We start from the raw sequence: 12322 nt of genomic DNA, 5'->3' as shown, positions 1-12322 counted from the left end.
ATTTCAGTACGGCGATGATTTGGTGCTCGGTGAACCGGATTTTACGCATGGCGATCTCCTCGGGGACATAATCAGTATGTCGGAAGATCTCTAAAAGTGAATGGGCCATTTTGGTGGGATACTTACATGCCCTCTCCGGAAATCCTGGAGATTACATTCATTTAGATAAATGCTGCATGGATGACCCACTGCTTGGTGATTTCGAGCGTCTGTGCCGTTTCTGTGCACAAAGCTATCCACGGCTATCTATTTCCAGCTAACTACAGCAAAGAGGGATAGTCAACGCCAGCTAAGTCCTGCTATGAAAAGCTATGTAACGCCATGATTCTGCGTAGAATTTAAAATCCCTCGGCGTTCGCGCTGTGCGGGTTCAAGTCCCGCCCCGGGCACCATGGGAAACATCAGAATAATCAAAGCAATAAGCAGTGTCGTGAAACCACCTACGGGTGGTTTTTTTATGCCTGAAATTCACGTTTTGTGCATATCCTGTGCTCACGGAGTGCAATGAACAGCAAACCCGAGCGTGTTAATGCAAATACTCATGCCCTTATCTCCAGCATAATGAATACAACTGAGTCGAGGAGTTTCCGGTAAGTATCCGGTCTGTTTCGGCATGTATCGGTTAAGGCACCACTCCTTCAATAAGTAATCCCGCCTCTTTGAGAGAGCAAGTGCAACATTCATTTGCTGATTGTGGTTAGCCGGAGGCTGGTTAAGATCCGCAATACTTAATGTCCAAAGCTGACGAGGAGTATAAACAGCTTCAGAGTCTGCCAGTAAAAGCTGAGCAGCCCGGATCGTATAATCCTTATTAGGCCCGTTTAATGCACGGGATGAAAGATATTCCCCACGTGGAACATCTTTAACCCAGCCAAACTGGCATAAGCCCAGGAATGCTGATTTAGGACAGCCTTTTTCTTTTCCTGCAACAGCTCTATGCCAGGCTTCTATCGGGGATAGTTGTTGTCTGATAAGTTCAACTGCATGAAGGGTGATAATGCCGTAGCTGCTTTGGTTAGCTTTCATCACTTGCCATACTGTTAAATGAGTTTGTTGGATTGAGCTTGAGCAGTTACCTGAGTTATTAGATAAATTACTCCTTACAACATCATTTAACGCTCTTTTTTATGGTTTTGCTAAGGAAGTTAAAAGACATATCAAATCTACATTTACCGAATCCTTGAAATCATGGATTGAAGAGGCGGGTACTACTTTTCGGGCAGACCTTTCGTTGTTTCTATTCTATCTCTGGAGCAACAAGATAGAGTTCCCGTCAGTAGAATTCAATGACAAGGCTGATACCACGCCTAGTGTACCTTTGGTTTCATTCGAAGAAGTTAAAAATACTTGGCTGTGTGTGAGCGTATTTATTTTGATATTTTGGTTGATAGATTAGCTACACGACTTGAGCATTTTAATCCTAACAAATTCGTTACCATGTATTTAGTAGATGCAATGGATGGTTTCCAGTTCGAAAATTTCCTTGTGGAAATATTCCAGACTATGGGCTATGACGTCAAAGGAACGAAGAGGACGCAAGACCAGGGCGCAGATCTCTTTGTTACTCGATTCGGTAAAAATATGGTTATTCAGGCGAAGAATTATTCCGGCTCCGTGGGTAATTCTGCGGTACAGCAGGTGATCTCTGCTAAAACTTTTTATGGCTGTGATGAGGCGATGGTTGTGACTAACTCTTGGTTCACTCGTTCTGCAAAAGAGCTGGCTGAATCTGCCATGGTACGTCTAGTCGACAGGGATGAACTACAAAAGTATCTGGATGATTATAATCAGAAGATAATTGAAGATTTTAATTAGAATTAGTAAGTTACGAATTTATTACACGCTTCGTACTTGCACCATTCAGAGTCTTTTTTACTGAGCCAGGATAACGCCTTTAAGTTGTGTTTACCCCTTGGGGGCATTCCAATGTGTCAGGCTCACGTCTAAAAGAATCGCGCATGAAAAGCAGGTTGCGAAATTAAACCGGGGGGAACGCTTCCTCGGGTATATTGAGAAAAAAAGAAAATGTGTCGTGACACTGCATACTAACGATCAGGAAGGACTTAGCATGTCAATTAATATCAATACCTTACAGAATATTCGTAGTGCGTTACTTACTGCGCTCGAACTCTCCATTGAGCACGGTGAAGCAACAGAAAATGTCGATCACATTACCGATGTTTTGCGTCAGGTGGAACTGACGACACTTTTGCAGCAAGAATCCATTTACGCCATCGCGGGTATGCAAGGGGCCGGTAAAACAACCCTGGCGAAAACTATTCTCGGTATTGATGATGAATGGTTAGACGCCAATCCGGGTCGTGGCGAGCAGGTGCCGCTTTTTATCGAACAGGTGGATGGCGACCCCGCCGACTTTCCGCAGGTAGTCTATCAGTGCCTGAACCTTAAAACAGGCGAAATTGAGCAGCAAAAAGGCGAGGGTGGGGAGCAACTTCAAAACCTCCTTCGCGACTGGAACAGTGTTCGTCGCTATGAAAAAGCAGGTTTTAAGCTGCTCTACCCCAAACTACTGATCAGCAAGAAAAGCTCGTTCATTGATGAACAGGTGACCTGGGCGCTGCTACCGGGCTATGAGTTAATCACCAGCAAAAACTACCTCTGGCAGGATATGATGCGCCACGTATTGGTTAACGCCCGTGGCGTCATATTCGTGACTGACGCCTCTCTGTTAGCCAACGACAGCAAATCTGGTGTATTGCAAGATTTGCGAGATAACTTCAGTGACCGAGGCCCTGTGGTGGTCATCAGCAAAACTGAGTTGCTCGGTTTACAGGAAATCGAACAGCTCAAGACCAGTGCTGCTGAACGTGTTTTCCCCAATGTTGGAATGACAAAAGAGGATATCGTAGCGACAGGCTCCGGCAATAGCGATATTTGGATTGATGCACTGCGCCAGACGGTGACCAATAAGCTCACTAGCAGCGCGGCGTCTGAAGCAATTGCGTTGGATAATTTTATGGCGCTTATTCGCGAAGATGTGTCCGAAATTATTAATGATTTGAAAATATTGGCGGATAAGCAGCAGCATCATGAATCCATGGTAGAAGAGATCCTTGAGGCTTTTGATGAATCTGCCGCCAACCATGAGCAAAAATTACGCGCAGCGATTAAAAAGCAGACCCGTCAGCACTTTACTGATGCACTTAGGCATTGTGAAGAAAACTATAAAAGCGAAGAGGTTGGTTTTCAAAACAACCTCAAAATTTTTGCGCGGCGTCTGTCGTTGCGCGGCATAGAAGTGGATGACGAGCGCAGTCGACGTATTATCGACGCCTGGGATAAGCAGTACGAAAACGTCAGTATCCACGAGCATAACTTCAAAGCTCTAACGTCTGTAAATTCTCGAGTGCTTCGTGCCCAAGGGCTCTTGCCTGCTGTTGAAAACCAGCAGTTGTTGGCACTCTCTACCGCCGGGAGAATGGGTTATCTGGTTCAGGATAAGCAGACAGAGTACACGATGAAGGATCCCGAGCTGGCGAAGGGTTTGTATACACTGCTTAAAAAGCCGGGCAAAGAGCATCAAGTTTCGCCTAAAAACCTCGCTGCGGTGCTGAAGATTATGCCTGCCTTAATGCTGGAAAATGCACGTTCTAGGCTTGCAATGCATCTAGATCCTGCTTGTACAACCCAACTGGCAGAAGAGATACCACCCAAGCAAATATTTGATGCCCTCTTTTCCAGCAGCGAACAGTACCACCCTATTAAAACGGCTATGATGGCGTTTCTAGGGGCTGATGCGGCAGATGGAGCGGTGGACGGTAAGATCACGCCAAATAGCGAAGATGGATTTACTCCGCTGGCGTTGGTAGGCAAAGCTGCTTTGGTAGCCAGTGTGGCCTATGGCATATACCAAATAACAGGTGTGATTCGCGACAGTGATAAAGCGCAAATATATTATATTCGTCGTGCGATGGAGGAGCTGGCGTTCCATAACGAACAAACCGTCATCGGCAATTATCAGGAGATGATTACCGAACTTAGAGAGCATATTGCGTACAACCTCAAGCATATGTTTGGCGAAACGGATGCCCTCGCAAATCGAAGCGCACTGACTCTCGCTATTAAGAAGCTAGTTGCCGCGCAAAAGGAAGCAAAACTGTATGAAACTCACTTCCGAAAAATCTTGGGCTGATCTTAGCCAGGAGCGTTACTTGTGGGCAGAAGAGAGTTTTGTTGCCTTTCTAGAGAAGTTTGACGCACAACGCTTAATCCAGGCGACAGACAATGCTTGCAAGCAAGTTTCAGTGATCCTGTACGGTCCGGCTCAGGTCGGTAAAACCTCCCTGATCCTGACTCTACTGGGCATTCGCGATGATTGCTTCACCGAACTCAATACTTTGCTACGCGGCGAACAAGATCTGGGCACGATGTCCACGGCTCGCACTTATCGCTATCGTATGTCGAAAGACGACTTCTGGTACTTCAGTCATCGCGAGAATGGTACTTCCCGATTTAGCGACAAGGAGTCGAAGGTCATTTTTGCTGGCTTTCGCCAGGATGTTGAGCTGGGGGTACGAGAATTCCAAAGTGTGGATGTGTTCCTACCCCGGCGTTTTTTCGATTTGCAGCAACAGTGTAATGCTCAGTTGTTGATCCGCGATTTACCTGGCACTCATTCAACCAACGCCAATGAGCAGTATTATGTCAACATGCTTGCCAGTCGCTATCTTGCCTCTGCCGACGTGGTGCTACTAACCGGTAAGGCAGATGCGTTGACCTTCCTGAAGCCAGAAGAGCTAGACAATGCCATGCTGAACGACTGGCACTGGCAACGCCACCGCTACAAGATTGTTCTGACGAGGGCTTATTCAGATGCCACACTCAAGCGTTTGATCAAGCAAAAACGGTTTGATAAAAAGGCGATGCGGACATTTTTGCTTGATCAGATCAATACCATGGAGCTGGGCTTGCCTGAAAGCATCAGCGAACTGATCTACCCCGTAGAGTGTGGACATACCTGGCTGGCAATCAATGCCGAGAACGATGAGTTCACCCGGCAGTGCCGCGATTTACGGCGAGATGTGTTGCAAGATTTACTCGACTCTCTGCATCAAGCGTCAAACCCGCTTTCACGCTTGCGCACGGGTTACGCTCTGCCGAATATCATTGAACAGCAGATGAGCGTCGAAAAGGGGTATTACGAAACGGAAAAAACGTTGCTGCTAAAACAACTCTTACGACTGCAAGAGTATCTTGAGATGTACGAGAAACGGGTTAGCAGTAATAGCGATAAGTACCAGAAATTAAAACTGAAGCAGCAAGCTCTATTACAAAAGCGTGATGACGCGTTAAGTGAAAATTTTGATAACGATTCGAACTTGTTCCAGACAATCTCGCAATTAGCTGTATACCTATCGCCAACTCTTGATTCCCTTAAGACGCAGATTCATAGATATCGAGAAACGTTTACAAAACGCTGGAATGATCTGCTGGAAGCCTACCAGCTTCCCCTTGAAAGGGGGCCGAAGATGGCTAACTTAGATCGGGTGTTAACCAGACTGAATGGCTACTGGTTTGAAACCTATTTTCGCGAGAAAACCCGCAGGGAAGACCAGGATGAGATCAATGAGGCGTGCTTTAAAGACGCCAACTGCTTAACGGCTCTTTTCCACGAACGCATTAAGGTTAAGTTCGATACAGAAGAATGCGCCCTGAATAAAAACATTGTCAAAAATGAGCGCACAGCGCACCGACTGGAGCGTATCGTGGCTCAGTTACTGAAAAAAAAGGAGCACACACAGCCGCGGCTCGTCCAGATCAAGCAGGAGTTCGACGAGTCGTTAACTCGTTATTCACAGCGGCATCACGAGAGTAAAAAATTTCTGAATGCCATTCTTTCGGCGAAAAATACCCGGGCGCGTGAAATCGAGGTCAACGCTAAAAAACCGGACATCAGCCGCAGCGAACGCCTTGGCTGGTTGTTGATGTATAAAGCGTTGAACAATGATTTTGACTACGTAAAATCCTTAGACGAGGAGAGCAGTAAAATTGAATAAAAACCTTGTTGTAGCGGAAATGGCCAACGATGAACAGTTACTGGACCAACTGGTGCAGGATTTGTTTTTGGAGCATTTGCGACGCGAACTGGACGGGCAGAAGAAGAGTATTGACGACAGTAATGACAAACTTTTTAATCTCGACCGAAAATTCGTCGCTGAATTTAAAAAACTGACGGGATCGCTTGAGACGATATCCGATATGCTCGGTGAGCAGACTCGCGAATTGAATGATTCCAAAGATGATGCTCTAAGACATTATCTTACTTTGTTGAACAGTCTGGCGCAGAACAGAGCGGACACTACCGCGCTGCATGACATGTTCCAGCAACAGAGTAGTAAGCATCATCAGGAACAGGGCGAACAACTACAACGCATCCATGAACAATTGCCCCAACAGAGTGCTAAACTTCAGGAGCAAAACGCAGCGTTGACAGCCCTTACGGAACAGCATGTGGCGTTGAGCCATCAGCAGGCGGCCCTTCAGGAACAACTGTTCTCCGCTACTCTTGCCGAGATGCAGGCGCAAAACGTGATGCTGGAGTCGCTCACGGAACAGAATAAATCTCTGCATCAACAAATGCTCACCTTAGAGGATAAACAACGTGCAGAGCTGCAGACAAACCGCCGTTGGGGCAAGCTGTCCACTGGATTCACGCTGGTGAATACACTCATTCTGGTGGGCATGACCACCCTGTTTTTCATTCAGCATGGAGTCTGACTAGGGATGATAGCTCGTTTTACTTCACAGCCCGTTTAAGTAATTTGCGCATAACTATGCGCATTCTGAGTGGACTAATGCGAGTTGATACGCTGCTGGCAGCTCAGCGTCAGCTGGGCGCGATGTTGGGTTTACACTTTGCCGTTCACTGTTAGCGTCGCATTCAGCAAATTGATTTAACTAAGGTGAATACTTTCGGCTTGAACTCATATCTGCGCCGTTTCTGTGCTCAAAGCTATCCATGACTATCTATTTTCTGCTAACTACAGCAAAGATGGATAGTTAACGCCAGCTAAGTCCTGCTATGAATATCTATGTAACGCCATGATTCTGCGTAGAATTTAAAATCCCTCGGCGTTCGCGCTGTGCGGGTTCAAGTCCCGCCCCGGGCACCATGGGAAACATCAGAATAATCAAAGCAATAAGCAGTGTCGTGAAACCACCTACGGGTGGTTTTTTTATGCCTGAAATTCACGTTTTGTGCATATCCTGTGCTCACGGAGTGCAATGAGCTGCAATCTCCAGCCTGGCAATGCCGAATCGAACGTGTCGCCTCTAGCATAGAGAACCAGGCCGCTTTGCCTGTTTCCCGGTACTCTTCCGGGAAGGGGGGGCCTGCTGAGCAAGCTGTAATGCTCTAGCCACCCTGAGTACAAAGTTGCTTAATTCGTGCAATCACCTCATCTCTGTACTTCTGGTGTCCGCGCATAGCCCTTGGATGGGCAATTCTATAACAGATTGTATTACCGGTTTTGAACTCCCACAGCTTCCCCGGAATGACTGAAGAAGTCACATAGCCGCCTAGCTCAGTAAGCACCTGTTTTATGATGTAGTCTGTCCTCTGGGCTCCGGATGCAAAGATGATGAAATCAGGCTCAAGGTGTTTAATTTGTACCGCCAGCAGTTTCAGCGAGGCTAATATGACTTCCTGCACTTCATTTTGAGGGCGATTGAGAGGGGTCAGTCCGGCGTAATCCCACGCCAGTAGATTGGCATACACGATTGACTGAGGATGAATATCGAGCTCCCGGGCAAGCCGGAAATGATATTGCGTGAAGCGGCTACGTGATTTGAGGTTTGTGGTGCCATCATTTTGTACCGGAAGATGATTCCTGTAACGATCTACAGCCTCTGCAACCACCTGCCCGATGGTGACGTCAGGTATAAGTCCCAACACCCGTGATATCGTATTCTTACAATTCAGCGTATTCCAGCCAGCGGTTTCACGTCCAACCAGCATGATTTTTACCGGTGAGTGCCCGTATTCTTCAAAGGGCACAGGTAAAAAGACGCCTGAGTATTTATCCTCATTCAGGTTAAATGACTGGGCGTCAACTTCCTGTAATATCCGTTTGTACGCGTCTAATAGCCTTTCCATTCTTCAATCCTATCCTGTAATAAATACACCTTCAGATATATATTATTTTCATGATATCAATCAGATACATGAGGATAATTATGCAAAAATCCTTCCGATTCACCAATTCATCCATCAAAGCCCTTCCGGCAAACACAGATACCAGATCTACAGAGCTTGAGGTATCTGATACCGAAGTAATTGGCCTCAAATGCCTCTCAGGTCGAACGGGTAACAAACGTTTCCTCCAGCGCTACACATTCCACGGTACCAAAAAAAGTATCAGTATTGGCAGATTCCCTGAAATCGATGTGGGGACAGCCCGTCAGATAGCTCGTCGTCACAAGGAGGCGATTGCACTGGGAAATGACCCTAAGGCAGAGCGCGATAATTATCGGGCGATGCCAACGCTTAGTGAGTTTTTTCACCAGACCTATGTTCCGTTCATCAAGCGCCATAAAAAGTCCTGGGATAAGGATGTTCAGCGTTTCACGCAATACATTGAACCTAGTCTGGGGAAGATACGTTACTGCGACCTTCGGGTCCGGGAAATCCAGCAGGTGCTTTTCGACATGCTTGAGGGTCGTATTCACAGCCAGCAGTATGCACCGTCTACCTGTAACAGGGCACTGGCTATTCTGAAAACCATGGGGCGTTATGCGCTACGACAGGATGTCCTTGAGAAGAATGAAGCCGATAAGATCCCTTTGCTGAAGGAGAACAATCAGCGGACGCGCTTTTTTGACGCTGATGAGATCAGGAGGATCCTCGACGCTGCGGCACGATATCCCAATAAGGCTGCCGGGGGACTGATAGCCATGCTGTTGTTAACCGGTACCCGCAAATCAGAAATGCTTAACGTCATGCACAAACATATTGATCGGGATAACAGGTCCTTGTTCATTCCTTATACTAAGAATGGTCGCAGCAGAACTGTGTATCTCAGTGATGTCGCGTTGTCGATTATTGATTCGATCCCACGGGCTGGCAGCAATCCCTATCTGTTTGCCGTAAAAGATAATGGAAAACCGATATCTGAACCCCAGTGGGCCTATGAAAAAATACTGGCAGAGTGCGGGATAGATAAAAGTGAAGTCTGTTTCCACACCACGCGCCATTCCGTCGCATCATTACTTGTCTCCAGTGGACAGTACAGTCTGTATGACGTTAAAGCCCAGTTGGCGCATGCCAGTATTCAGAGTACGGAGCGCTACGCAAAACTGACACTAGAGCGAATGCGTCAGACCGGGCAGGGTGTTACCGACCTTCTATTAACCCCCGTAGCTACCAGTAAAGAACAGTGATTTTAGCGTCCCTTAAACGTGGAGAATGATTATGCCGTTAAAGTGCCCTAAGTGCGGTAGTCAGAATACAGTCACAGAAACTGCCGGAAAGATAGCAGAGGTGACTCGCGATGACCGGTTCCTGACATTGTGATCCACTACAGCGAGCGGTCTCATGAATCCCTGAATAACCTGACGCCGGAAGAATACCGGCTGATGGCTGATAACCCGGAAATCTCAAAAAGTGCGTGGAACTAAAACGGGTGTGCTTACAGTTTTTTTATGCCTGAAATTCACGTTTTGTGCTCATAGGCTGCAATCAACGACAAACCACAGCCTGATAATGTAAAACCAGCCCGGCAGCCTATTAGGATTTTAGGCTGCCGGGTTGTTGAGCGGTTTCTGAGTCAAATGCGACAATTAGCTTAATACAAAGCTACAGCTCTGCTTGCTCAACGGGGATAGGTTTTCCAATATGGTATCCCTGTAACCAATCGATACCCATCTCAGTTAGCATCTGCGCGATTTCTTCGTTTTCAACAAACTCTGCAACTATCTCCATATTTTTCAATTTCGCCATTTCGCAAAATGATTTAACGGCACAGTAGCTAAATGGATCATCAATAATATTTTTGATAAAAGAACCATCGATTTTTAAAATATCTGCATTCAGAACACGCAATCTGTCATAACTTGAGGAGCCGGTGCCAAAGTCATCAATGGCAATTTTACTGCCCGCATTACGCAGACTTCTCAGGATGTCTGAGACATTGTCATTATCAAGAATTTCAGATTCAATAATTTCAAAAATAATACGGTAAGGAGCTATGCTGTATTTTTTGAATAATGTAGAGACATTATCCAGAAAGTCAGTTTGGTAAAGTGACTCTGGCGTCAGGTTGATTGAAAAATAACAATCAGGGTCTGAGACTTTCCTTGTCTGCATAAAGCGGAAAGTTTGTTCAATTACCGTGATATCCAGTGCAGGCAGCAGGCCACCTTTGCGTGCCAGGGGAAGGAAGGTATCAGGAAAAATTAGTTTACCATCTGCTGTTTTGAGGCGAATAAGGATCTCATGGTAATGAATTTTACCCCGAACAGAGATAACAGGTTGTGCGGTGAGCACCGTGGATACAATTGGCTGTGCCATTAGCAACAACGATTGTCTGTCGATAGCTTGTTGCAGAACATCGCGTATCATCCCTGACTCAACAATGTTATCACCAGGAACCGTCGGGCTCAGAGATAACGGTCTTCCATGCAACAAGGAAATATAACTATTAATGTTTAACTGTTTTATTGCTTCTGATAAGTTGCGGATGATTCTTTTATCACTAGTATAAGCCACCCCACAATTTAGCCCGAGGATAGATGTTTTCCATTGAAAGCGGAAAACCCTTAGTGATCTGTAAAATACGGGGACGTCTGGGAGCGTGTTTAGCCTTAGAATTATACCATGACCAGGGCTGTAATAAACCTGGCCACAACATGGTAATAAGCCTGTTATATACGAACTTAACGCTTTAACAAATTCAAAGCGAAACTCCACACCATAAGTCTGTTCAAGCTCATTTAGCTCAGGGCAACGAATCAGGCATAATGCTTCCGCTGAGTGTTTATCTATATCCATACTCAGAGCCTGAAAATTTAGCAATCCAGTGTTTGGCTCGGAGCGGTACAGTCTGCTGACATGCTGGGAGTATTTTAGGTTGTGCGCAGATATCACTCCTGTTGCAACAATGGTCAGGGAGAAAATGAAAATTGTTGTGGATGATATGATTAAGCTGTGCAGATGGTTGGCATCTGTAAGGGTATTTGCTATTGAAATATATCCATCAATATAATTTCCCAGCAATGCCAGTATGATGACCCATACAGGAGCCACCAAAGCATGCCCAATACGAACTGTCCCCCATAACATTACCGGTAATAACCACAGTAAAGAATAATCAGTAAAGAGCAGCGTATTGAGATTTTTTGAAATCAGGCAGTACATAATTATGAGCAGTAAAAACCACCAAATTGCCTGATATAAAATGGATGGGCCTGATTTTACTGATGCTCTTACGTGTCTTAAATATTGAAGTCCCCATGCAGGCTTATGGCAGACCCGAAGTAAAAGATAACAAAAGGGAATACCCGTAATACAAGAGTTCATCATCCATTGCAGGTTAATCAGAGTCTGTACTGTAAAAATTTCAGTGGCTGATTCTGGATCAAAATAAGTCTTAAGTGAGTGATGAAAAGTTATACATAACAAAGAATTACAGCAAACAAGCCAACCAATGCGTCGGGGAGTTAACTGACTTCGCCCAAAACTGACCGTACCACGTTTTCCTGTGTGCCAGTAATACAGTAGCTGACTGATGAGTGCTGCCAGCAGCTGGGACGTTAGAGTCAGTTTCGCTGATAACGGATGACTAGAAATCGAATAAAGGAAAAATATCCCCAGGATGGGAAGTGCCTTCTTTCTGTATAACACCAGCAAAGCAGAAATCAGCGGTAGCGTAAGGTCATAAAACCGAATTGTCGCATCTGCAATATGTTCCTGAGCGGTAAGGGACTCGGCCAGAAACTGAAAGAAGAAAAAAGCCACTCCGATACACAAAGGGCCTATCATTCTTTTGATTAAAATATCATCTTTGGCTTCTGCCAATAACATGCTTTCTTCTCTGTTAAATAATTTTTTATAGATGGCTATAATTAATGTGTAAAATTACACATTAAATGTGCTCGAAATATCAGAAATTTTCTTTACTGCTACTTGAAGGGGTGATATGCCGTGAAAAAATGGTTCTGAATCGGATCGATAAAACCGTCGTAACCATCCACCCAACCAGATGAAAGAGATATTTCTGTATCATGTAAATGATCGTTCAAAATGTTCAGTGAATCAATATAAATAGATTTTGTGATAGGTTTTTAAGGTCATCAACTCTAAAAA

7 protein-coding genes and 2 pseudogenes are annotated in these 12322 nt (G+C 45.4%); 6 read left to right on the top strand and 3 right to left on the bottom strand.

The genetic code is table 11. The features are described from left to right. Positions 1-492: 492 nt before the first annotated feature. On the bottom strand, positions 493-1026 hold the full coding sequence (locus GC128_RS13440; protein WP_151994730.1) for a DUF6979 family protein: 534 nt from the start codon (positions 1024-1026) through the stop codon (positions 493-495). A 34-nt stretch (positions 1027-1060) separates the two neighbouring features. Between GC128_RS13440 and GC128_RS13435 the strand changes: the two are divergent. From GC128_RS13435 to GC128_RS13420, 4 genes and pseudogenes are all read left to right on the top strand, one after another. Continuing rightward, positions 1061-1815 (top strand): annotated as a pseudogene (locus GC128_RS13435) (restriction endonuclease); the annotation flags it as partial. 253 nt (positions 1816-2068) lie between these two features. Continuing rightward, positions 2069-4153, top strand: coding sequence for a hypothetical protein (locus GC128_RS13430; RefSeq protein WP_151994729.1), 2085 nt, complete (start codon positions 2069-2071; stop codon positions 4151-4153). Continuing rightward, on the top strand, positions 4122-6017 hold the full coding sequence (locus GC128_RS13425; protein ID WP_151994728.1) for a hypothetical protein: 1896 nt from the start codon (positions 4122-4124) through the stop codon (positions 6015-6017). The genes GC128_RS13430 and GC128_RS13425 overlap by 32 nt, the downstream gene beginning before the upstream one ends. Continuing rightward, a complete protein-coding gene (locus GC128_RS13420) occupies positions 6010-6738 on the top strand; it encodes a coiled-coil domain-containing protein (protein ID WP_151994727.1) in 729 nt (242 codons plus the stop codon). The genes GC128_RS13425 and GC128_RS13420 overlap by 8 nt, the downstream gene beginning before the upstream one ends. A gap of 637 nt (positions 6739-7375) precedes the next feature. Here GC128_RS13420 and GC128_RS13410 read toward each other — a convergent pair. After that, complete coding sequence (locus GC128_RS13410) at positions 7376-8116, bottom strand: hypothetical protein (protein WP_151994725.1); 741 nt, start codon at positions 8114-8116, stop codon at positions 7376-7378. 80 nt (positions 8117-8196) lie between these two features. On the opposite strand from GC128_RS13410, the gene GC128_RS13405 reads away from it, so the two are divergent. Further along, positions 8197-9399 carry a site-specific integrase gene (locus tag GC128_RS13405; protein ID WP_151994724.1) on the top strand — a complete coding sequence of 401 codons (1203 nt, stop codon included), beginning with the start codon at positions 8197-8199 and terminating at the stop codon, positions 9397-9399. Positions 9400-9540: 141 nt separating this feature from the next. After that, a pseudogene (locus GC128_RS13400) lies at positions 9541-9636 on the top strand (integrase); the annotation flags it as partial. Positions 9637-9814: 178 nt separating this feature from the next. Here the strand turns inward: GC128_RS13400 and GC128_RS13395 are convergent. After that, positions 9815-12040, bottom strand: coding sequence for an EAL domain-containing protein (locus GC128_RS13395; protein WP_151994723.1), 2226 nt, complete (start codon positions 12038-12040; stop codon positions 9815-9817). Positions 12041-12322 lie beyond the last annotated feature (282 nt).

The organism is Buttiauxella massiliensis, assembly GCF_902500225.1.
Lineage (GTDB): Bacteria > Pseudomonadota > Gammaproteobacteria > Enterobacterales > Enterobacteriaceae > Buttiauxella > Buttiauxella massiliensis.
Note: the sequence above shows the minus strand (reverse complement) of the source record. Positions and strands in the feature narration are given on the sequence as shown.

Excerpts from the sequence above, each read along its gene's own strand:
- GC128_RS13440 (WP_151994730.1), bottom strand. The coding sequence starts at position 1,026 with ATGAAAGCTAACCAAAGCAGCTACGGCATTATCACCCTTCATGCAGTT.
- GC128_RS13395 (WP_151994723.1), bottom strand. The coding sequence starts at position 12,040 with ATGTTATTGGCAGAAGCCAAAGATGATATTTTAATCAAAAGAATGATA.
- GC128_RS13410 (WP_151994725.1), bottom strand. The coding sequence starts at position 8,116 with ATGGAAAGGCTATTAGACGCGTACAAACGGATATTACAGGAAGTTGAC.
- GC128_RS13425 (WP_151994728.1), top strand. The coding sequence starts at position 4,122 with ATGAAACTCACTTCCGAAAAATCTTGGGCTGATCTTAGCCAGGAGCGT.
- GC128_RS13430 (WP_151994729.1), top strand. The coding sequence starts at position 2,069 with ATGTCAATTAATATCAATACCTTACAGAATATTCGTAGTGCGTTACTT.
- GC128_RS13405 (WP_151994724.1), top strand. The coding sequence starts at position 8,197 with ATGCAAAAATCCTTCCGATTCACCAATTCATCCATCAAAGCCCTTCCG.